Annotated in this window: 16 protein-coding genes and 1 pseudogene; 4 read left to right on the top strand and 13 right to left on the bottom strand. The window is 58.9% G+C overall.

Annotated features, from left to right (window positions below; all coding sequences use genetic code 11):
- Window positions 1-2: 2 nt before the first annotated feature.
- The 4 genes from IAE27_RS20950 to nqrC all read right to left on the bottom strand — a co-directional run bounded on the left by IAE27_RS20950 (window position 3) and on the right by nqrC (window position 5,161).
- On the bottom strand, window positions 3-1,382 hold the full coding sequence (locus IAE27_RS20950; RefSeq protein WP_070555910.1) for a Fe-S-containing protein: 1,380 nt from the start codon (window positions 1,380-1,382) through the stop codon (window positions 3-5).
- Window positions 1,383-1,644: 262 nt separating this feature from the next.
- On the bottom strand, window positions 1,645-2,172 hold the full coding sequence (locus tag IAE27_RS20955; protein ID WP_004102822.1) for an iron transporter: 528 nt from the start codon (window positions 2,170-2,172) through the stop codon (window positions 1,645-1,647).
- A gap of 27 nt (window positions 2,173-2,199) precedes the next feature.
- A complete protein-coding gene (locus tag IAE27_RS20960) occupies window positions 2,200-4,140 on the bottom strand; it encodes an FTR1 family iron permease (RefSeq protein WP_154022414.1) in 1,941 nt (646 codons plus the stop codon).
- Between the two features lie 250 nt (window positions 4,141-4,390).
- Window positions 4,391-5,161, bottom strand: coding sequence for an NADH:ubiquinone reductase (Na(+)-transporting) subunit C (nqrC, locus tag IAE27_RS20965; protein WP_154022413.1), 771 nt, complete (start codon window positions 5,159-5,161; stop codon window positions 4,391-4,393).
- 303 nt (window positions 5,162-5,464) lie between these two features.
- Between nqrC and IAE27_RS20970 the strand changes: the two genes are divergently transcribed.
- Both IAE27_RS20970 and fdhF read left to right on the top strand, forming a co-directional pair.
- Window positions 5,465-6,547, top strand: coding sequence for a malate/lactate/ureidoglycolate dehydrogenase (locus IAE27_RS20970; protein ID WP_004102825.1), 1,083 nt, complete (start codon window positions 5,465-5,467; stop codon window positions 6,545-6,547).
- A 237-nt stretch (window positions 6,548-6,784) separates the two neighbouring features.
- Entirely contained in the window at window positions 6,785-8,935 is a 2,151-nt protein-coding gene (gene fdhF, locus IAE27_RS20975; RefSeq protein ID WP_016809484.1) for a formate dehydrogenase subunit alpha, read from the top strand.
- Window positions 8,936-9,086: 151 nt separating this feature from the next.
- Here fdhF and IAE27_RS20980 read toward each other — a convergent pair whose 3' ends face one another.
- Window positions 9,087-10,238, bottom strand: coding sequence for a M20 aminoacylase family protein (locus IAE27_RS20980; protein ID WP_224261524.1), 1,152 nt, complete (start codon window positions 10,236-10,238; stop codon window positions 9,087-9,089).
- Window positions 10,239-10,520: 282 nt separating this feature from the next.
- Between IAE27_RS20980 and IAE27_RS20985 the strand changes: the two genes are divergently transcribed.
- Window positions 10,521-11,726 carry an MFS transporter gene (locus IAE27_RS20985; protein ID WP_108704959.1) on the top strand — a complete coding sequence of 402 codons (1,206 nt, stop codon included), beginning with the start codon at window positions 10,521-10,523 and terminating at the stop codon, window positions 11,724-11,726.
- A gap of 100 nt (window positions 11,727-11,826) precedes the next feature.
- On the opposite strand, the gene IAE27_RS20990 is transcribed toward IAE27_RS20985, so the two are convergent.
- The 8 genes and pseudogenes from IAE27_RS20990 to IAE27_RS21025 form a co-directional block, all read right to left on the bottom strand.
- Window positions 11,827-12,549, bottom strand: a complete 723-nt coding sequence (locus IAE27_RS20990) for an amino acid ABC transporter ATP-binding protein (protein ID WP_004113533.1) — start codon at window positions 12,547-12,549, stop codon at window positions 11,827-11,829.
- Entirely contained in the window at window positions 12,536-13,300 is a 765-nt protein-coding gene (locus IAE27_RS20995) for an amino acid ABC transporter permease (RefSeq protein WP_004113535.1), read from the bottom strand. Before IAE27_RS20995 ends, IAE27_RS20990 begins: the two co-directional genes overlap by 14 nt.
- A 64-nt stretch (window positions 13,301-13,364) precedes the next feature.
- On the bottom strand, window positions 13,365-14,135 hold the full coding sequence (locus IAE27_RS21000) for a basic amino acid ABC transporter substrate-binding protein (protein WP_070556838.1): 771 nt from the start codon (window positions 14,133-14,135) through the stop codon (window positions 13,365-13,367).
- 95 nt (window positions 14,136-14,230) lie between these two features.
- Window positions 14,231-15,130 (bottom strand): MurR/RpiR family transcriptional regulator, encoded by a 900-nt coding sequence (locus tag IAE27_RS21005; RefSeq protein WP_004102837.1) that lies wholly within the window; start codon window positions 15,128-15,130, stop codon window positions 14,231-14,233.
- A pseudogene (locus tag IAE27_RS21010) lies at window positions 15,127-16,100 on the bottom strand (ABC transporter substrate-binding protein); the annotation flags it as partial. The gene IAE27_RS21005 and the pseudogene IAE27_RS21010, both read right to left, overlap by 4 nt.
- Window positions 16,091-17,143, bottom strand: coding sequence for a FecCD family ABC transporter permease (locus IAE27_RS21015; protein WP_049121755.1), 1,053 nt, complete (start codon window positions 17,141-17,143; stop codon window positions 16,091-16,093). The gene IAE27_RS21015 and the pseudogene IAE27_RS21010, both read right to left, overlap by 10 nt.
- Complete coding sequence (locus tag IAE27_RS21020; protein ID WP_004102841.1) at window positions 17,140-18,165, bottom strand: FecCD family ABC transporter permease; 1,026 nt, start codon at window positions 18,163-18,165, stop codon at window positions 17,140-17,142. The genes IAE27_RS21015 and IAE27_RS21020 overlap by 4 nt, the downstream gene beginning before the upstream one ends.
- Window positions 18,162-18,983, bottom strand: a complete 822-nt coding sequence (locus tag IAE27_RS21025; RefSeq protein WP_004102842.1) for an ABC transporter ATP-binding protein — start codon at window positions 18,981-18,983, stop codon at window positions 18,162-18,164. The genes IAE27_RS21020 and IAE27_RS21025 overlap by 4 nt, the downstream gene beginning before the upstream one ends.
- Before the next feature lie 557 nt (window positions 18,984-19,540).
- On the opposite strand from IAE27_RS21025, the gene IAE27_RS21030 reads away from it, so the two are divergent.
- Window positions 19,541-21,562, top strand: a complete 2,022-nt coding sequence (locus IAE27_RS21030; RefSeq protein WP_108704956.1) for a TonB-dependent siderophore receptor — start codon at window positions 19,541-19,543, stop codon at window positions 21,560-21,562.
- The last annotated feature ends 195 nt before the right edge of the window (window positions 21,563-21,757 follow it).

Consider the following 21,757-nt stretch of genomic DNA (forward strand, 5'->3'; position numbering starts at 1 on the left):
GGTTACTCCTCCTTCACCGCGTCGGGCACAAACTGCTCTGGCGCATTGCGGAAACGGTCATAGTTGGCTTCAGAGGAGAAGAACCAGGTTTTACCGCCATAGCTGTATTTGTAGTCGGCGCGGGTGTTGGTCAGGGTGGAGCCATCCACCGGGTCGGTGACGTTAATCGTCAGGACGGTAGAGAAATAGTTACCTCCGCCGGCCAGCGCCGCGCCGGGTATCGTCAGCTGTTTGTCATCGTTGCGCCAGCCGTCGATCGGTACCGGGTTACAGCCGCCGGGCTTGCCAATCGAGGGGATAAAAATGTGCACACCGCAGGCGACACAAATCACCTGATTGCCTTCCATAACGTAGCCCTGATCGCCGCACAGCAGGCAGGCGTCAAACACCACGCCAAAGCGCAGCTTATCGGGATAGCGGTTAATGATAAAAAAGCGAATCGCTTTGCCGTCGTCCGCCACCCAGACGAAGCGATGCAGTTTGCCATCTCGAACCTGCTCGACCGGAATATGCACCTGGCCGTCGGCGGCCAGCGTAACCGCCTGCGCCTCGGACAAGCGCGGCGGCTGCGAAGCCACCAGATTCCACCATAGCTGGCCGCCGATAATCGCCAGCGCGCAGCAAACGGTGGTCAACCACAAACGGCTGGCTTTACGGCGTTCGGCCAGCGCAAGGCGGCGGAAGATGGGGCCCTCCGCGGCTTTAACCGCCCGATAATAGCCGCGTAGCGCCGGGATCCAGCACAGACACAGCAGCAGCAGTATCGCGGCGGCGGCCCAGTTATACATCGCCGCGTTGTTGGTCACCCTGGCGACAAAGCTCAGCAGCGGTTTCAGCAGCGGTAGCACCTGTAGCTTCATCAACAGCAGCAGCAGGTTACCGCCGAGCGGTAGCCACAGCAGGACCAACAGCAGCAGGGCCAGCGGCCAGTAGAAGCCGCGCATTCTGCGCAGCAGCATGGCGCAGAGCGCGCAGGCAAGGCACAGCAGCGCGAACGCCGCAGCCAGCGCGGTGATATTCAGCAGCAGATCGGTGTTCAGAACGTGCGTGGAGGTCAATCCGCCCAGGTTCGGGTCCAGCGCCCAGTGCCGGGCTGCGCCGAAAGTGAGGAGCCATTGCCACAGATAGCGAACGCGCGGCGAAGACCAGCTGAAGCTCAGTAAAAACAGCAGCGATACGAGGATTTCAGCGCCGACCAGCAGAAGCTCCAGCGTCTGGCTCGGGCGAATATACAGCCCGGCCAGTAGTCCGCAGCCCAGCGCAGTAAGCAGCGTCCAGACCAGCGGACGCAGGACGGGAGGCGCGCCGCGCCCCCAGAGTACGGCGGAAAGCAGCGCAATGCAGAAAAAGGCCTGTAGCGTCGTGACGAAAAAATAGCTCATGACTTTAACTCAGTACGGCGGATGAATAACACGCCGCAGGATGACCGCCCGGCCATCCTGCGTGAAAACACTCGCATCTGAGGATGCTGAGACTGATGACAACCCTGCTTTAACGATGGCGTCGCATTTCTGGCGGCTAACGCCTCACTCTGCTTACAAAAAAGTAATATCAGCAAGTTATGCGTTACCACAGGATCGCGGATGCGAAACGGAGATTTGCAGCAGAGCGCGCTTTGTCAACAATCTGAGCCTCCGGAGACGCTTAGTTCAGACCGACATATTTAAACTCATAGCTCACATCAAACGGCTTCCACCAGCGGCCGACGCCGGTTTCGCTATCGGTATGGCGGTGCATCCCGGCTTTCGACGGCGGGTCAATGTGGTAGGTGACTTTATAGTTACCCACGCCCATCATTTTGATGTTCGCGCCGTAGTGCGGGCCGTCGCTCGCCACCATCGGCATAAAGGTGCCTTCCTGTTTTTCGCCGGTATCGCTATTGACCAGGGTGTAGGAGATCGTCAGATAAGGGATCCATTCACCTGCGCCAAAACCATTTTTACCGCCTTCTACCGCGTGAATATCCGCTTCCAGATGGATATCCGACTTCGCTGCCGGCAGCCCCATACCGCGCGGCTCCATATCAATAGGCTGCAGGTAAACCGCGGCGATCTCCATTTCATTCATGGTGACCGGCTCGCCGGCCGGATACTCTTTAAAGGCCAGCGCCGCGGGCGCGGTGAAGATACTGGCCAGGGTGGCGCTGATCATCAGGGTCTTCTTCATGGTCATCTGACTCATCCTCTCGTCTTAAAATGGTTAGCAATGCGTTTTTATGGTTTCAGCGGGTGCCTGACGACGGCGCATGATCCATAGCGCCGCCAGCGCCGCGAGCAGCAATATGCCCTGCGGCAATAGCGTTTCCACATAGGGGTAAATTCCCAGCCAGCTGATTTCCGGTATTCCGGCGATCAGCGTTGGCTGAAATAGTTTGCCCTCCACCAGTTCCAGTACCCCTTTTCCAGCGAAGACAAACGCCATCAGGTACATAAAACCGCCGGTGAACAGGAAGAAGGGTTTGAGCGGTAGCCGGACCACCGAGTAGCGCATGACGAGCCAGGCGATCAGCAGAACGACACAGCCGATAACAAACCCGGCGCCGATGGCAAGATGGCCCGGCAGCCCCTGGGCATCGCCAATCAGGGCGTAATAAAACAGCACCGTTTCGGCCCCCTCGCGGTAGACCGCAAGGAAGCTGGTTAACCACAGTCCCACCAGCGAACCGCGCGACAGCGAATGGGAGAGTTTGCCCTCAAGCCAGGCCTTCCAGTGGCGGGCTTCAACTTTGGACAGTAGCCAGTAGCTCATAAGGAACAGCATCACTACCGCAATCAGCATAGTGATCCCCTCCAGCAGCTCGCGGCTGGCGCCGGATTGAGTAAACAGCAGCTGGAAGATAAACGCCGTCGCCACGCTGGCGACCAGCGCCACCATCACCGACTGGCGGATCAGCGGTAGTTTGTCGTGATGGTTGTTTTTAACCAGATACGCGACGATAGCCGCCACAATCAGCAGCGCTTCCAGCCCTTCGCGCACGATGATCATCATGCTATAGAGCAGCAGGCTCCACTGGGTCTCTTCGCCTTCGCCAAGCATGGTGACCGCTTTTTGCAGATCCGCCTCAAGGGCGGCGGCTTCCGCGGCCAGCCTCTCCTGCGGCTGTCCGGCCTTCATCAGGCTGACCATACGGGTAAAATGGGCCTCCAGAGAAGTTTTAAAGGCCGCATCGCGAGAACCGATTTTGTTCTCCATCCCGGTGGCTTCAAAGCGGTCGAAATAGGTGTCCTGTACGTCGAGGATCGCCTCCTGCCCCTCCCCATTTTGATAGCGCGTTAGCGCGGCGTTGATGCTCTGGTTAATTCCCTGGGCGACGCTTGCCCAGTCCGCGCGGGCGGTCGTTTCATCAGCCAGCGCGGCGTTATCGGCGCCAGAGGGAGCGCCCATCGGCCGATCGTCGCGGGTGGTTGGCAGACCCGGCAGAATATCTTCCAGATCCTGTAATAGCGTGGTGACCTGATACGACACCTCGTTCAGGCGGTCAGGCTGGGCGGTCAGAGTCAGCAGCGCGCTAAACTGTTGGTTAATGGCGGCCGCTTCCTTCGCCGAGCGATTTTGCCGCACCGAGGTTTCCATCCCGGAGTTTTTAAATCCCTGATACTGCGCCAGCTGCACCTGCTGGCTGGCCTGCGCGTAGTTGCCGGCCTGATACTCCGTTACCGCCTGCGCCAGCCTGTCGTCAAGGGTGCGGAAGCTCTCCTGCCAGTGCTGCGCAATGTCATCGCGCGTAAGCGCGGTATGCTGCTCTTCCGCCACCAGCCGATGCCCGCCGTCCAGCACCGGCTCAACTTCACGCAGCGCCTGCTTCAGCCCGTCGATACGTGCCTGCACCTCGCCGATCGGTTTGCCCTCACCGATCATGCGACGGATCTCACCGAAAGTGCTCTCCATCTCGTAGCTCTTACGCGCCGAGATATTGATCCGAATTGGCCCTTCAAGGTTTTCAAACACTTCAAAGTAGGCCATTTGCACTTCGCGCCGCGCGTCGGTATTTTTTTGCTGCTGATAAAGTTCTGACGTTTTATCAAGACGTTGCTCGATATCTTCGATATAAGGCGCATACTGGGTCTGCGCCATCGCGCACGCGCTGCCAAACAACAGGCTCAACAGCATCAGCAGCAGGAAGGAACGAGGGCCGGTCATGACAAATCCCTTGTGAGTTAATGATAATGATTATCGTTGTCATTTTTACTCGCAATGTACATGACCTGGATCATGAAAATGTCAACCTGTGACAATTTATGTAAAATGTTGCAAAGAAATAATTATTAATAACTATCCGTTATTAGCGCGTGAGCGACGCCTGGCTTGCGCGAAATAGCTGTCGTGAGCGCATAAAAAAACCGGCGCGATCTTCGCGCCGGTTATGAGGCATATTTTGGCTTGTTCGATATTAACGGCGTAATATCTCAGGGTTATGCTGTAGCTGCCGGAGAAAATTGCCGTAGCCCTGCTCACCCACCCAATAATTAATACTCTTCTCGACGCCGACGGAGGTTAACGTCGCGCCGCTGATACCATCCACGGTGTAATCATCGTGCTGGCCAGGAGTATTTTGTACGACCTTCAGCGCCGGCTGGCCGTTATTATCGCGTATTTTTTTGCCCGGCCATTGGCGACGCCATTCGGGATCTGTCACGCGCGCGCCCAGCAGCGGCGTCTCATTTTGCTGATAATACAGCAGGTCTTTTACCGTGCGACCATCGGTAGCCAGCGCGATCAGGCCATACATCATCGATTTTGCCCCTTTACCGTAAAAGGGCAGTATAACCTGCTGAATTTCATTATCATTATTGCGAATAAGATAAACCACTGCCCGCGGGCAGCGCTGGCGAATAGGCGTCGGGTTCTGCGCTACTGCCGGTTCACCGCAGCCTTTTTGCCCAGCGGTATCCTCTCCCGGCGCAACAAACTGGCCGCTATCCAGATTAACCTGACGGACGATCACCCGTTTTGCATAGAGCGATTTCAGCGCCTGCGGATCGCGAGGTTCGTTGGCGGTTAAACCCGCCACCTGCAGCACCGCATTTTCTGTCGCCGCATTTTCCGGTACGGCATAATTGTCTTTGGACAGTAAAAACCAGGCGACAACAATTGCAAAAATAAGAATACAAAACACTATCAAAATTAAAACAATAATTTTACTTTTACGCATGCGCTTCATTTTCCCATCGGTTGGCATCCTTAATACAGAGTGCAATCATTTGCCTCTGGCTGTCCAGAGCTGATGATAATTATTATCGTTATCATTAATTCTACGGAGCGCCAAAGCCGGCGGGATAAATATCCCCGACTGCAGAGAAAAATATCTCCCCCCTATTTTTTATTTCTCCCCTGTTCTCTGGAGATGATCGCCCAGCGTAACGACAGCCGCGCGCAAACCTTGATCTTCGCCGTTGCTCAGCGCAGCATGGAACGGCAAACACACTAAAACAATAATCCGCAACCCACTCACAGGAGAGAATCAGTGCAAACAGGACATCGCTTCCAGGCCACGGATCTGCATCATTTTGTTAAAACCCTTTTCGCCCATATGGGAAGCTCCCCCACCGAAGCGTCGCTTATCGCCGACCATCTGGTTGCCGCCAACCTGGCCGGACATGACTCCCACGGCGTAGGCATGATCCCGAGCTACGTACGATCCCACGCGCAGGGCTATCTGCAGCTCAACCGCCACGCCAGCGTGATGAAGGACGCGGGTGCGGTTGTCACGCTGGACGGCAACGGCGGCTTCGGCCAGGTCGTGGCCCATGAAGCCATGCAGATCGGTATTGAGAAGGCGAAACAGCACGGTATGGCCGCCGTGGCGCTGCGCAATGCGCATCATATTGGCCGCATCGGCTACTGGGCGGAACAGTGCGCCGCCGCCGGAATGATCTCTATCCATTTCGTAAACGTGGTTGGCAACGTGATGGTCGCCCCGTTCCGCGGCAAAGATAGCCGCTTCGGCACGAACCCGCTGTGCGTGGTTTTTCCGCGCGCCGGCCATCCGCCGCTGCTGCTGGATTACGCCACCAGCGCCATCGCTTTTGGTAAAACCCGCGTTGCCTGGCATAAAGGCGTGCCGGTCCCCGCAGGGTCGCTGATCGACGCTCGCGGCGTCCCCACGACCGACCCGGCGGTGATGCAGACGTCGCCGCTGGGGGCGCTGCTGACCTTTGCCGAACACAAAGGCTACGCGCTGGCGACGCTGTGCGAAATTATCGGCGGCGCGGTATCCGGCGGTAAAACTTCGCATCAGGAGACGCTGCAGGGCAGCGTGGACGCTATCTTCAACTGCATGACCACCATTATTCTCAGCCCGGAAGCGTTCGATGCGCCGGATATGCAGCGCGAGACCGAAGCGTTTATCGACTGGTGTAAACAGTCGCCGCACGAGCCTGACGCGCCGATTCTGGCCCCGGGCGAGTGGGAAGAGGCTAACCGCCAGCAGCGCCTGGCGGAGGGCATTCCGCTGGACGCCGGAAGCTGGCAGGCGATTTGCGCCGCCGCCGAAGAAGTCGGTTTACCCGCCGACACCCTCGCGCGGCTGCGGCAGAAGCTGGCCTGATTTTCCCGCCATGACGCCCGCCCGGGCGTCATGTCATCGTCATTAGTGTCGACATCACTGCCGCCATCTCTTTTCCGAACAAATATTATCTTTATATTCAATGAATTAATTTTTGGCACGCGCTGTGCATAACGCTTGCGTCATTTGCCGGTACGCTGGCTTATGGCGCCCTGACACCGGCGGGCCGGGCCCGGTCTGTCCGTTGTTGTTTATTCACTGTTAACAGGTCTGTTACTGATGAAAAAAATCACGAGCGTTTGCCCTTATTGCGGGGCCGGTTGCAAACTTAAGCTGGTCGTCGAAAACAATAAAATTATCCGAGCCGAAGCCGCTGATGGCGTCACCAACCAAAATCAGCTGTGCCTTAAAGGCTATTACGGCTGGGATTTTCTCAACGATACCCAGCTGCTGACGCCGCGTCTGCAGCAGCCGATGATTCGCTATCAAAAAGGCGGCAAATTCACCCCGGTAAGCTGGGATGAAGCTATCCGCTATACGGCGAAAAAACTGCGTGAAATAAAGGAGAAGCATGGCCCGCGCGCCATTATGACGACCGGTTCATCCCGCGGTACCGGCAATGAAACCAACTATGTGATGCAGAAGTTCGCCCGCGGCGTGCTCCACACCAATAACGTCGACTGCTGCGCCCGCGTCTGCCACGGCCCGTCGGTAGCCGGACTTCAGCTGGCGCTGGGTAACGGCGCGATGAGCAACTCGATCAGCGATATCGAAAACTCAAAATGCCTGCTGGTCTTCGGCTATAACTGCGCCGACTCCCACCCTATCGTCGCCCGCCGGGTGATTAAAGCCCGGGAAAACGGCGCGAAAATCATCGTCTGCGACCCGCGCCGTATCGAAACCGCCCGCATCGCCGATCGCCATCTGCAGCTCAACAACGGCAGCAACATGGCGCTGGTCAACGCCTTCGCCCACGTCCTGCTGGAAGAGGATCTCTATAACCACGATTACGTCGACCGTTTTACCGAGGGGCTCGACGCCTATCGCGAAACGGTAAAAGACTATTCACCTGAAGCCGTTGAGGAGATAGTCGGCGTGCCGGCCGCTGAAATTCGCCAGGCGATGCGCATGTTTGCCGCCGCCCCCTCCGCGACCATTATGTGGGGCATGGGCGTCACCCAGTTCGGCCAGGCGGTGGACGTCGTCAGAGGGCTGGCCAGCCTCGCGCTGTTAACCGGTAACCTCGGACGCGCCAACGTCGGCGTAGGCCCGGTGCGCGGGCAAAACAACGTTCAGGGCGCCTGCGATATGGGCGTATTGCCAAATATGTTCCCCGGATACCAGGACGTCACCGACGCCAGCGTTCGCGATAAGTTTGCTAAAGCATGGGGCGTTAACCCGGCGGTCATGGACGACCAGGTCGGCACCCGAATCACCGAAGTGCCGCACAAAGCGCTGGCCGGCGAAATCAAAGCCTACTACATCATGGGGGAAGATCCGCTGCAAACGGAAGCCGATTTGGGCCTGGTGCGCAAAGGGATTGAGGCGCTCGATTTCGTGGTGGTGCAGGATATCTTTATGACCAAAACCGCAGAGATCGCCGATGTGCTGCTGCCCGCCACCTCCTGGGGCGAACACGGCGGCGTCTTCACCTGCGCCGATCGCGGTTTCCAGCGCTTCGAGCAGGCGGTTATCGCCACCGGCAACGTTAAGCGCGACTGGGAAATCATTTGCCTGCTGGCCAGCGAAATGGGCTACCCGATGCATTACGACAATAACCAGCAAATCTGGGACGAAATGCGCGAGCTTTGCCCCCTGTTCTACGGCGTCACTTATGAAAAAATGGGCGATATGAACCACGTTCAGTGGCCGTGTCCGACGCTGGATCACCCCGGGACGCCGTGGCTGTATAAAGATAATCTCTTCGACACGCCGACCGGCAAAGGCCAGCTGTTTGCCGCCCCGTGGCGAGCGCCGGCCGAAACCCCGGATGAAGCCTACCCGCTGGTGCTCTGTACCGTGCGCGAAGTGGGCCACTACTCGTGCCGTTCGATGACCGGTAACTGCGCGGCCCTGCAGTCGCTTGCCGATGAGCCGGGCCGGGTGCAAATCAATCGCGCCGACGCGCAGCGCCTCGGCATCGCCGATCAGCAGCTGGTGTGGGTGAGCTCGCGACGCGGTAAGGTGATTACCCGCGCCGACATTAGCGATCGCATTAACCAGGGCGCGGTGTATATGACCTACCAGTGGTGGGTGGGTGCCTGTAACGAGCTGACGCAGGATAATCTCGATCCGATCTCGAAAACGCCGGAAACCAAATATTGTGCGGTGAAGGTAGAGGCTATTGCGGATCAGCGCTGGGCCGAGCAGTATGCATGGAACAGCTACAGCGAGATGAAAGCCCGCCTGAAAGCGGCCGTGAACGTGTAAAACACCGGAGGGAGAGACGCGCTTCTCCCTCCATATCAAGTTTTGATCCCGGGGGCGGCGCGCAACGCGCCTTGCCCGGGCTACGGGTTCAGTGCCGTCTGCGGGCCGGTAGCTCGCACAGATGCGCAGCATCGCCTCCGGGATCGGTCTCTTACGCCAGCAGCGTCTCCACCAGCGTCGTCCACAGCGCCACGCCGTGCGGAATCAGTTCATCGTTAAAATCATAGCCGGCATTATGCAGCGGCTTTGACGCCGTCTCGCCATCGGTGCCGATCCAGAAATAAGCACCCGGGCAGGCCTCCAGCATGCAGGCAAAATCTTCCGATGCCATGGACGGATTACCGTTCCAGATCACCGCCGACTCGCCCAGAAGCGCACTCGCCACCTCACGAACTTTCTGCGCTTCAGCAGGATGGTTGGTGGTCACCGGATAGCCGGGATACCAGGCGATTTTGCCTTCCACGTCTGATACCTGCGGCTGGGCGGCGACATAGCTCTCGATCAGCCCCCTGACCCGCTCGCGCACCTGGTTGTTCAGGCAGCGAAAGGTGCCGCGCAGCACGACTTTATCCGGCAGCACGTTAATCGCCTCCCCGCCGGAAATCTGGGTAATGCTTACCACCGTGGATTCCTGCGGCGACAGGCGGCGCGACGGAATGGTTTGCAGCGCCATAATCAGCTGCGCCGCGGCGACAATCGGGTCCGCCCCGCGCTCCGGCATCGCCGCATGGCAGCTCTTGCCGGTCAGGGTGATTTCAAACGCATCGAGAGAGGCCATCATCGCTCCGCTGCCGATCGCCACCTGGCCCAGCGGCATACCCGGCCAGTTGTGCAGCGCGTAAATGGCATCCATCGGGAAGCGCGCAAACAGCCCCTCTTCCACCATTTTACGCGCGCCGCCCAGGTTCTCTTCAGCAGGCTGAAAAACAAAGTGCACGGTGCCGCGAAAGCGGCGGGTTTGTGCCAGATGCGCCGCCGTCGCCAGCAGCATCGCGCTATGGCCGTCGTGGCCGCAGGCGTGCATCACGCCAGGGTTTCGCGATTTATAGCCGACGTCGCTCAGCTCGGTTATCGGCAGCGCATCCATATCGGCCCGCAGGCCAATTACCGGACCGGGGCCGTTCTCCAGCGTCGCGACCACGCCCGTACCCGCCAGCCCGCGATGCACCTGAAGGCCAAATGAAGCGAGCAGTTCAGCCACCCGGCGCGACGTTTCCTGTTCCTGATACCCCAGCTCAGGGCAAGCATGAAAATCACGTCGCCAGCGAATGGCCTCGGCGATCAGTGAAGGGGACACAGCCATGACATACTCCTTTCCTGCACAGCTTCAGCGCTGAACGAGTGTTTTATGCGATTTTTTAGGGCTACGGGTAACCCGCTAGCCTATTGGTTATATCCTTTCGCCCGCTCGCTGACAACTTCCGCCAAACCCAGCGCCAACGCGCCCCTGCGCGGCATCCGGCCTGCACTGCGTTTTTTTGTAGTCATATCAACGGTGACATAAGGCGTGCGATTAATTATTATGCAGCTATACTGGCGTTTTGCCGAATAATTCACTCTACAGACCTCCTTAACCGAAAATAAAATGTTCAACCCAGAGCAGAATCGTCTTGCCCCCACGCTGGCGATGATCATGGCGGCTTCATTAGTGGGGTTTATCACCGGATACACGGTGCCCTTAATCAGTCTGGAGCTGGCGCAGCAGCAGATTGATACCGTTTACGTCGGCCTGCTGGCCGCGCTTCCGCCAGCGGGGATGATGATCTCCTCCTTCCTCTCACCCGCGCTGTGCCGGCGTTTCGAGATGGGGCTTCTGCTCTCCGTCAGCCTGGTGGCGCTGGCGGCGGCAACGATCGCCTCCTGCCTGTCGTTTGATATGCTTCATCTCCTGCTGCCGCGTCTGGTGACCGGCCTGGCGTCAGGGGTAATTATCGTCATTGGCGAAAGCTGGATCACCGGCGGCGCGGCGGGGAAAAATCGGGCCACCCTGACCGGCATTTATGCCTCCGCCTTTACCGGCTGTCAGCTGGCGGGGCCGCTGCTGATCTCCGCCGGAGAGGCCTGGCAATCCTGGACGCTGCTGCTGGTCGGCGTGGTGACCCTCGCCTGCCTGCTGATGCTGCGCCACCTGCCAACCGGCAGCCGCGAACGGCTGGCGGAACGGGCCAGCTGGCGCAGCCTCGGCGCTTTTTTACCGGTGCTGGCTTCCGGCGTTTTCTGCTTTGCCTTTTTTGATGCCAGCATACTGGCGCTGCTGCCGCTTTACGGTATGGATAAAGGGCTGAATGAAGTGACGGCGGTATTGCTGGTTACGGTAGTACTTACCGGCGATGCCGTATTTCAGGCGCCGCTGGGCTGGATTGCCGACCGCTTCGGCATCCGCCGCGTACATCTGACCTGCGCAATGGTCTTCTGCTTCGCCCTGCTGGCCCTGCCGTTCCTGCTGGCATCGTACATCCAGCTGATTGTCGGCTGCCTGATTCTCGGCGCCGCGGCGGGGGCACTCTATACCCTATCGCTGGTCCGCGCCGGGAAAACCTTCTCCGGGCAGAAGCTGATTATGATCAACGCCCTGCTGGGCTTCTTTTGGTCTGCGGGCAGCGTGGCCGGCCCGGTGGTCAGCGGCTTGTTGATTAGCGTCTCGGGCTATGACGGCCTGCTTATCACGCTGTTTGTCAGCGGCGCGCTGTTCCTGCTGATTCAGTGCCTGGGCAAAAACGAAAAAGCGCTACTGGCGGACGAACGTGAGCGCGAAGAAGAGAGGGATGATATTCGCGAGGCGGCGCAGTAACGCTTAAGGGCAGTCACGGTTTGACAGAACGAAAGCGCCCTCATCGCCCGCGCAAGGTCTTCTCCCCGGCAGCGCCGTCGCGCGCCGGGGCCGGGAGTCGTTACAGCACTTTACTCAAAAACGCGGCAGTGCGCGGGTTAGTCGGCGCGCCAAAGATCTGCGCCGGTTTACCCTCTTCCTGAATGATGCCCTGGTCGATAAAGATAACCCGGTCGGCCACTTCACGGGCAAAGCCCATCTCGTGGGTTACGATCACCATGGTCATCCCTTCGCTGGCGAGATTTTTCATCACCTCCAGCACGTCGCCCACCAGCTCAGGATCGAGCGCCGAAGTGGGCTCATCAAACAGCATAATCGATGGCTTCATCGCCAGCGCGCGCGCGATGGCCACGCGCTGCTGCTGGCCGCCGGAAAGGCTGGAGGGCCAGGCGTCGCGCTTATCGCTCAGTCCGACTTTCGCCAACAGCTCTTCCGCCAGATGCGTTGCCTCCGCACGCGCCATGCCGCGCAGGCTCATCGGGGCCATAATCAGGTTTTCCAGCACCGTTTTGTGCGGGAACAGATTGAAGCGCTGAAAAACCATACCAACGCTTTCCCGCATCTTATTCAGGTCGGTCGCGCGATCGTGAGCGGCATAGCCGTTCACCTCGACTTCGCCTTCGCTAACGGTTTCCAGCGCGTTCATGCAGCGCAGGAAGGTGCTTTTCCCGGAACCGGACGGCCCAATGATACAGACCACTTCCTGTGGCTTAATATCGCAGCTGATGCCGCGCAGAACGTGGCTGTCGCCGAAGCGCTTGTGCAGATTGTTAATGTGAATCACTTTTGCCAAACCTCTTTTCCAGACGGTTAACCAGCTGCGCCAGCAGGAAAGTAATAACCCAGTACACCAGAGAGATGGTCAGGTAGGGTTCCCAGTAGGTGGCGTAAGCGCCGGAAACGGTGCGCGCGGCGTAGGCCAGGTCCGCCAGACCAATAGCCGACGCCAGCGAGGAGTCCTTGACGATGGCGATGGCGTTGTTGCCCAGCGGCGGGAGTATGCGGCGAAACGCCTGCGGCAGAATCACCTGACGCATGGTTTTCCACCACGGCATTCCCAGCGCGCGGGAAGCTTCCATTTGCCCCTTATCGATCGACTGGATCCCGGCGCGGAAGATCTCCGACACGTAAGCCCCGGCGTTCAGCGTAATCGCCACGATACAGGAGAGAAACGCGCCATAGTTTGAGCGCAGCTCGCGGGCAAAATCGGCGCTCATCATGCCGCTGGTCACCAGCAAACCGTCGCGGGGATTGATAAACAGCGGCACCAGCGCAAAGTGCACCACCATAATTTGCACGAACAGCGGCGTGCCGCGAAACGCGCTGACGTAAAAGCGCACCGGAAACTGCACCAGGTAACGCAGAACGTACTTCCATACCCCATGTTCGGCTTTCGCCATGCGCCCCAGCCCGAGAGTCAGCCCCCACAGGGTGCCGAGGATCACGCAAATAATGGTACATTTAATGGTCATCAGGGCACCGTCCATAAACAGCGGACCGTACTCCTCAATGATCTCCCAACGGAATCCCGTCATAGCCCTTCCCTAAAAAATACGGCTATCGCCAGTGTCGATAGCCGTGATGAAAACAAAAATCGAATTATTGCTGCGCTGGCAGTGTCGGAACGTTCTCGTCGAACCAGGTTTTATAGATTTTGGCGTAAGTGCCGTCAGCGACGATCTTCTGTAAACCGGCGTTTATTTTCGCCTGCAGCTCGCTGTTGCCTTTGGCCACCGCGATGCCGAAATACTGGCGCTCAAATTTGGCATCCGGCACCAGCTTGAACTGCTTCTCGGGGTGCTGCTTAATGTAATATTTCACCACGCCGACGTCGCCGACCGCGGCGCTTACGCCGTCTTCAAACAGCTCCTGCAGCATCAGCGGGGTATTATCAAAACGCTTGATTGACGTGCTGTTCTTACCCAGCACCTCGGAAACCACAATATCGCCGGTGCTGGAGTTCACCACGCCGACTTTCTCATTTTTCAGCGCCTCAAGGGAGGTGACTTTCGAATCCGCCGGCACGACGATGGACTGCTCAGCCGGGAAATAAGGGGCGGAGAAATCCACCATTTGCTTACGCTTATCGGTGATGGTGATCCCGGAAATAATAATGTCGCGATCGCCGGTACTGAGGGTGGCGAAGATCCCTTCCCACGGCGTATTGACCAGTTTGATATCAAAGCCTTCCGCTTTGGCGATCGCTTTAATAACATCGATATCAAAACCTTCCAGCTGTTTTTGGCTGTTCTCAAATTCAAACGGGCGATAGGTGCCGCCGGAGCCCACCACATACGTTTGCTGAGCCGCCTGAGCGGTGCCGATCATTGCTGCCACCAGGCAACATGCTTTCATCCAGTTCTTAACCATGACAACTCCGTTTTATGCATTAATTTTGCATAAAAATACACACAGTCAGCATAGCATGCAACCGGAAACCTTCCCGACGGTAAATTATCTGTCGTTTAGCTTCGTTTACCGCCGGATTTACCAATAGCCCGATGCAATTCATTGATCCGCTTCATCGATTTCACCGTTTTTTGCGGCGCGGTGGAGGCGACCGACAGCACAATCATCTCCAGGCATACCAGCACCGTACCGTGCAGCGGCACCCGACCGTTATCGCCGCCGCGCGGCACCTCAATCACCACCTGCGCCTCCTGGCTAAAGCGGGAATCCACCGCCTGGGTCAGCAAAATCGTCGGTATTCCCAGTCGCCGGGCCTCGCGCAGGGTCGTCATCCCCTCCCGGTGCGGCGACTTTTGCCCCATCATAATCAGCACGTCGCCGCGCTGCAGGCCGATCAGCTGCTCGGCGAGGCTAAACCCGGTGCGGTTCATCACGTACGAAGGCAGACCGATGCGGCTCAGCAGCCGGGCGGTATATTCCGCCAGAATGCCCGAGGCGCCGATCCCGAAAATCCCCACCTGGCGGGCGTCGGTGAGCAGCGCCACCGCCTGCGCCACCGCCGCACGGTTGGCGGGGCGCGACAGCACTTCGCAGGCCCGCTGATGCCCGTCCAGCACGAAATCGATGCTCGAATTGACGTCGCTGGACAAGGCGCTCACCGTGGAGATCATTTTTTCCGACGAGGTCGCCGACGGGCCGAACCAGCGCTCCATGGTCTGCTTCAGCTCCCGCAGGCCAGCGAAGCCGAGCGCCTGGATGGCGCGCACCACCGTGGCGTCCGAGGTATTCGTCGCGGCGGCGATTTCCATAGCCGTGCGCTCCAGCACCGCTTCCCGGTTTTCGTTGATATAGCTCACCACCGCCAGCAAACGCGGCGACAGTTGATGCGCGCGAGCGCGAAAACGCTCACCGAACAGGTCCACCCGTCCCTTCTCTCTTTTAACCACCGTTTTCATTGCAATCCCTCGGGCAAAGGACGACCGGCAATGTGCGACTGCACCTGGGCGACCATCAGCGACAGCGCGGCGTAGGAGTTAGAGATAACCTCCTCGCGCGGCAGCAGAATATAGCGCCCGGTGCGGCAGGCGCGCATAAAGTCGCACCAGCCGGGCATCACGCTCTCCATCGCCTGCAGCTCATCCTGCGGCCTGCCGCCGGTATCGGAACGCCAGGTGGCAAATACGAAATCGGCGTCCAGCGCCGGTAGCTGCTCGGCGCTGACGTCAATACGCTGGCCATCGGGGATGTTGTCGATCAGCGGCGGAAAGCGAAATCCGGCATCGCGCAGCACGCGGCCCAGCGTATGATAAGAGTGATGCACGGTAACCTTGCCGTTGTTGGCCTGAATCACCGAAACCACGATTTTTTGCGTGTCCACAATCGACTTCAGCTGGGCAATCTGCGCCTGATAGCGGCGTTCGAGAATCAATAACCGCGGCTGGGTGCCGGTGAGCTGCGCCAGCTTGCTATAGATGCGCGGCGCGCTGCCCTGCAGGTGGTCGATGCTGACCGTCGGCGCAATCTTCTCCAGCTGCTCCACCGAAACGTGGCGGCTGGGCTCGGTAATAATCAGGTCCGGTTTCGCCGCGGCTACCGCCTCGAGATCGATATCCGCCGTGCCGATAAACCGAATCGCGCTGTTATCAAAATCAACGCCGGTCAGCTGAGCGCTGGCGCGTAAAAAGTGGCTGCCGTCCGGACGCGTCCGGCCATGGCTGGCCACCGGCGGGACGCCAAGCTCAATCAGCGGGATGGTGATATCCAGATCGTGCATCGACACAATGCGCTGCGGATGTCGTGGAACGGTGACCGTGCGACCTAAGTCGTCGGTAAAGGTTTGCGTATCGGCGGCCGAGGCGACGCCCGCCAGCAGCACCAGCAGAGAAACGAACCAACGCATAGCGATCCTTTTTGATTTACAGGGCGTCACGACGACGCCAGAGCAGAACGATAAAAAACGGGCAACCGACCAGAGCGATGACGATCCCTGCGGGGATCTGCAGCGGCGCGAACGCCAGTCGGCCAATGGTATCGGTGACTAACACCAGCAGCGCGCCAATTAACGCGCTGCCGCAGAGCAGCGCCACCTGGCCGCCGCGCAGCAGAAAACGCGCCATATGCGGCGCCATCAGGCCAACAAAGCCAAGGCTACCGACGCAGGAGACGCTGGCGGAGGTGAGCAGCACCGGCGCGAAAAAGCGCAACAGGGTGAGCTGCTGCAGACGTACGCCGAGGCCGATGGCCGTGCGGTCGCCGAGCAGCGCCACATCGGCGGCCCTGGCGGTCAAAAAAAGGATCATCGCCCCGGGCAGCGCCCAGCAGAAGGCAACGACCAACAGCGGCCAGGTCGCCGCGTGCAAACTCCCCGCCAGCCAGATCATCGCCGTTTGTACATCGCGCACGTCGGCGGTGGTCATAAAAATACCGACCGCCGCCGCCAGCGTCCACGACACGCCGATGCCAATGAGAATAAAGCGCGGGCGCGAACAATCGCGGGCCAGCGCCAGAACCAGCAGCGCCACCAGCACGCCGCCGAGCATTCCCGCCAGCGGCCGCCAGACCAGGCCCACCGCCGGGAAGAACAGCACCAGCGCCAGGACGACAATGCTGGCCCCCTCCTTCACCCCGATAAGCCCGGGATCCGCCAGACCGTTGCGGGTAATGCTCTGCATCGCCGCGCCGGCCAGACCGAGCATCGCCCCGCACAGCAGCGCCATAAACAGCCTCGGCAGGCGGATATCAAACAGAATAAATCGCTGCTGTTCGCCCACGTTTCCCCCACCCAGCAGCGCATGGAACAGGGTACCGGAGGGCATCGGGAAACTGCCGCGGGTCAGGCCAAACAGCGCCAGCAGCAGGATGACGAGCAGCGCAACAGCGGCGATGTTTAATGCCGCGGGCCGCAGCAGAATGTGCCAGCGGCCGCAGGTCAGCGGCCGAAAGCCGGCGCGACGGACGGCATTTTTCATTTAAAAAACCTCGCGGCGATAACAATAAACACCGGCGCCCCCACCAGCGCGGTCATTGCGCCGGTCGCCAACTCCTGGGGGGCCGCCAGCGTGCGGGCGGCGATATCCGCCAGCAGCAGCACCAGGGCGCCAACCGGAGCGGCCAGCGGCAGCGCCAGGCGAATATCTTCGCTAATCAGCCGGCGCACCGCGTGGGGGACCACCAGCCCGACAAAGCCGATCGGCCCGGCCACCGCCACCGCGGAGCCGCACAAAAGCGCAATGGCGGCCAGCCCCAGCAGGCGGGTCTGAACGATTTTCACCCCCAACCCCAGCGCGACCTTATCGCCCAGCGCCAGCACGTTCAGACGCGGGGCAATGATCAGCGCGATCGTCAGCCCCGCCAGCGCCGGAAGTAGCGCAGCGCGCAGCGTTTGCCAGTTCAGCCCGGCAAGATCGCCCGCCAGCCAGGTACGCATCGCCAGTAGCGTTTGTTCATCGAGGATCAGAATCGCCGCCGTCACCGCCGAGGCAAAGGCCGACAGCGCCACCCCGCACAGGGTAATGCGCAGCGGCGTGACGCCACCGCGACCGGACGACGACAACAGCATCACGCCGCCAAACAGCAGCGCCGCGCCGCAGGCGGCGGTCAGCGGCCTGGCTAACGCGACGCCGCCGAGGCTGATCCCCAGCGCCGATGTCGCCACCACCGCCAGCGAAGCGCCGGCGTTAAGACCGAGAATATGCGGCTCACCCAGCGGATTGCGGATCACGGTTTGCAGCAGCAGGCCCGCCACGCCGAGCGCCGCGCCGGTGAGCAGCGCCGCCGCGAGACGTACCAGACGTAAATCAACGATAATTCGGTGGTCAAAATTGCGCGGATCGTAATGGAACAGCGCCTGCAACACCGTTTGCGGGGCAATCCAGCGCGCGCCGAGCCCGAGATGCACCAGCGAGCCGCCCAGCAGCAGCAGGCTCAGCAATACCAGCGCCAGCCGGGGCCGGGATTGTCGGCGCTGCAGCAGCAGCGCTGAGGCGCTCATAAAGCTTTCTCCTCACGAGCGCGGAACGGCATAAAAAAGGGCTTGCCGGTCTGCGGGTTGAGCGACATCTGAACGTCCACGTCAAAGACGTTTTTGATCAGCTCCGGCGTGCAGATTTCCTGTTCATTAATCACCCCGGCGATCTGCCCTTTTTTGAGAAATACCAGCAGGTCGGCATAGTTCACCGCAAAGTTCAGGTCGTGCAGGACGGTCACCACGGTGCGGCCGTGTTCGCGGGTTAAAGTTTGCAGCAGTTCGAGGATATCGACCTGATAGCGCAGATCGAGCCAGGTAGTGGGTTCATCCAGCAGAATCGTCGCCGTTTGCTGAGCGAGGGCCATTGCGATCCAGCAGCGCTGGCGCTGGCCGCCGGAGAGGCTATCCACCGGTAAATGAGCGAATTCTGCGGTGCCGGTGAGCCGTAGCGCCTCTTCCACCGCCCGTTCATCGGCTTGCGACCATTGCCGCATCAGCCCCTGCCACGGATAGCGCCCGCGCGAAACCAGTTCAAAAACCGTCAGCCCCTCCGGGGTCAGCGGCGATTGCGGCAGAATGCCCAGCCGACGGGAAACCTCCCGGGTCGGCATCTGGTGAATCACCTCGCCGTCCAGACGTACGCAGCCCCCCAGCGGCTTGAGCATCCGGGCGATAGTCGACAGCAGCGTCGATTTACCCGAACCGTTGGCGCCGGCCAGAACGGTCATTTTCCCGTGAGGAATGGTGAGATGAATATTGTCGATAATTAACGTCTGGCCATATCCGGCCGACAGGGAATCAAGGACGATTCCCTGCTCTGCAGGCAACACCCGCTGTGGCATAACTCGCTCCCGCGCCGCAACGGCGTGGCGTCGGGCCCGCGCGTTCCGCACTCAAACATAAATAAATCTCATTCTCTTTTGATCATGCGGTGGATGAATGTAGTAGTCAATACCCCATTACCGCGTCTGACTTCACGCTTTATCACCTCCGCGTCAATGACCAGGTAAAAAATTTATTATCAATAAAAACAAGAAAATAAACGCTTACCCTCTCGTCAGATCGCCGCTAAATGATTGATTATTCATTTCGCTGATTTTTTATCTTACATAACGTTTACTACTACATTTCTTCGTGTTTGAATGATTCTCAATTACATATCTGGCGCGCGGTACGGCGTAAAAAACAGCCAGGTTTATTTTCCAGGGCAATGATTTTATTGGCTTTACCTCACCGCAAAGGCGAGGTTCGTTCACGAGAAACAACAATGACTCCATTAAATGTCCCTTCTTCGGCATTAAAAGGGCGTGCGCTTTTTTCACTGATTTTTTTCACCTCACCGGGATTATTGGCAGCGGTTAATAGCGCCGATACAACAAAAAAAACCGCCGACGAGACCATGACGGTCGTGGCCAACGGCAGCAGGCAAAGCGCCACTAACGGTTATCAGCCGGTCAATACGTCAACCGCTACCCTGACCTCCATGCCGATGCTGGATATTCCTCAGGTCGTCAATACTGTCAGCGAACAGGTGCTGCAGGATCAGCACGCGACGAACCTCGATGAAGCGCTGTATAACGTCGCCAACGTGGTGCAAACCAATACCCTCGGCGGAACCCAGGACGCCTTTACCCGCCGCGGCTTCGGCGCTAACCGCGATGGTTCAATCATGACCAACGGCTTGCGCACCGTACTGCCGCGCAGTTTTACCGCCGCCACCGAACGAGTCGAAGTGCTTAAAGGCCCGGCCTCAACGCTGTACGGTATTCTCGACCCCGGCGGATTAATCAACGTGGTGACCAAACGCCCGGAGCGCACTTTTGGCGGCTCTGTTTCCGCCACCTCCACCAGCTTTGGCGGCGGTACCGGCCGATTTGACGTCACCGGCCCCATTAACGGGACGCCGCTGGCGTATCGGGTTATTGGCGAATATCAGCATGAAGATTACTGGCGTAATTTCGGTAAAGAGAAGAGCAGCTTTATTAACCCCTCTCTGACCTGGTTCGGCGAGCGGGCGACGGTGAACGTGTCATATTCGCACCGTAACTACAGTACTCCCTTCGATCGCGGCACCATCTTCGATCTGAACACCGGTCATGCGGTGAACGTCGATCGTAAAACCCGTTTTGATGAACCGTTTAATATTACCGACGGTTATTCCGATCTCGCGCAGCTGAATGCCGAATACCGTCTCAGCGACGCCTGGACCGCCCGCTTCGACTACAGCTACAGCCAGGATCATTACAACGACGATCAGGCCCGGGTAATGGCCTACGACTCGGCGACCGGCAACCTGACCCGCCGCGTCGATGCCACACACGGTTCAACCCAGAAAATGCACTCTTCGCGAGCGGATTTACAGGGTAACGTGGTTATTGGCGGCTTTTACAACGAGATCCTCACTGGTCTGGCCTATGAGAATTACGATCTGCTGCGCACCGATATGATCCGCTGTAAGAACGTCAAGGGTTTCAATATCTATAATCCGGTCTACGGTACTGTTGGCAAATGCTCCAGCGCTTCGGCATCCGACAGCGACCAGCGCATTCAGCAGGAGAGCTACGCGGGCTACGTTCAGGACGCGCTCTATCTTACCGATAAATGGATTGCCGTTGCCGGAGTGCGCTATCAGTATTACACCCAGTACGCCGGTAAGGGCCGCCCGTTTAACGTCAATACCGACAGCAGCGACCAAAAATGGACGCCGAAAGCGGGCCTGGTTTATAAGCTGACGCCGTCCGTTTCGTTGTTCGGTAACGTAGCGCAGTCGTTTATGCCGCAGTCCTCTATCGCCAGCTATATCGGCAACCTGCCGCCGGAAGAGTCCACGGCGTACGAGCTGGGCGCAAAGTTTGAGCTGTTCAACGGCGTCACCGCCAATATTGCGCTGTTTGATATTGATAAGCGCAACGTTCTCTACACGGAATCCGTGGGTGATGAAACCGTGGCGAAAACCGCCGGTAAGGTGCGCTCTCGCGGCGTCGAAGTTGACGTGGCCGGATCCTTGACCGATAACCTGAGCGTCATCGCCAGCTACGGCTATACCGATGCGAAGGTCACCGACGATCCGGATTACAAAGGCAAACCGCTGCCGAACGTGCCGAAACACACCGGTTCGCTGTTCCTGAGCTATGACATTCATAACGTCTACAACAGCAATACGCTGACGGTGGGCGGCGGCGGTCGCGCGGTGAGCAAACGTTCCGGGACCAACGGCGCGGATTATTATCTGCAGGGCTATGCGGTGGCGGATGTGTTTGCCGCCTATAAGATGAAGCTACAATATCCGGTCACCCTGCAGGTTAACGTGAAGAACCTGTTCGATAAGACCTATTACACCTCCTCCATCGGCACCAATAACCTCGGTAACCAGATCGGCGATCCGCGGGAAGTGCAGTTTACGGTGAAGATGGATTTTTAAGCCTCATCCCTGTCCCGGATCGCGGCGCGCGGCGCCTTATCCGGGCTACCACACCATAGCCCGGGCAAGGCGCGGCCCTGACGCGCCGCCCCCGGGAATCCCCGCCGAACGGTCAGAATGAGCACGCCCCCTGTAGCTCGGGCAAGGCGCGGCCCTGCCGCGCTGCCCCCGGGACTGCCCGCCGAACGGTCAGAA

Origin of the sequence: Klebsiella sp. S69 (assembly GCF_016516145.1) — a bacterium.
GTDB classification, from domain to species: Bacteria; Pseudomonadota; Gammaproteobacteria; order Enterobacterales; family Enterobacteriaceae; genus Klebsiella; species Klebsiella oxytoca.

What these genes read in the sequence shown, in the direction of transcription:
- IAE27_RS20985 (WP_108704959.1), top strand. Translation starts at nt 10,521, where the DNA reads ATGTTCAACCCAGAGCAGAATCGTCTTGCCCCCACGCTGGCGATGATC.
- IAE27_RS20950 (WP_070555910.1), bottom strand. Translation starts at nt 1,382, where the DNA reads ATGAGCTATTTTTTCGTCACGACGCTACAGGCCTTTTTCTGCATTGCG.
- IAE27_RS20995 (WP_004113535.1), bottom strand. Translation starts at nt 13,300, where the DNA reads ATGACGGGATTCCGTTGGGAGATCATTGAGGAGTACGGTCCGCTGTTT.
- IAE27_RS21025 (WP_004102842.1), bottom strand. Translation starts at nt 18,983, where the DNA reads ATGCCACAGCGGGTGTTGCCTGCAGAGCAGGGAATCGTCCTTGATTCC.
- fdhF (WP_016809484.1), top strand. Translation starts at nt 6,785, where the DNA reads ATGAAAAAAATCACGAGCGTTTGCCCTTATTGCGGGGCCGGTTGCAAA.
- IAE27_RS21030 (WP_108704956.1), top strand. Translation starts at nt 19,541, where the DNA reads ATGACGGTCGTGGCCAACGGCAGCAGGCAAAGCGCCACTAACGGTTAT.
- IAE27_RS20955 (WP_004102822.1), bottom strand. Translation starts at nt 2,172, where the DNA reads ATGACCATGAAGAAGACCCTGATGATCAGCGCCACCCTGGCCAGTATC.
- IAE27_RS21005 (WP_004102837.1), bottom strand. Translation starts at nt 15,130, where the DNA reads ATGAAAACGGTGGTTAAAAGAGAGAAGGGACGGGTGGACCTGTTCGGT.
- IAE27_RS21020 (WP_004102841.1), bottom strand. Translation starts at nt 18,165, where the DNA reads ATGAGCGCCTCAGCGCTGCTGCTGCAGCGCCGACAATCCCGGCCCCGG.
- IAE27_RS21000 (WP_070556838.1), bottom strand. Translation starts at nt 14,135, where the DNA reads ATGGTTAAGAACTGGATGAAAGCATGTTGCCTGGTGGCAGCAATGATC.
- nqrC (WP_154022413.1), bottom strand. Translation starts at nt 5,161, where the DNA reads ATGAAGCGCATGCGTAAAAGTAAAATTATTGTTTTAATTTTGATAGTG.
- IAE27_RS20980 (WP_224261524.1), bottom strand. Translation starts at nt 10,238, where the DNA reads ATGGCTGTGTCCCCTTCACTGATCGCCGAGGCCATTCGCTGGCGACGT.
- IAE27_RS20960 (WP_154022414.1), bottom strand. Translation starts at nt 4,140, where the DNA reads ATGACCGGCCCTCGTTCCTTCCTGCTGCTGATGCTGTTGAGCCTGTTG.
- IAE27_RS21015 (WP_049121755.1), bottom strand. Translation starts at nt 17,143, where the DNA reads ATGAAAAATGCCGTCCGTCGCGCCGGCTTTCGGCCGCTGACCTGCGGC.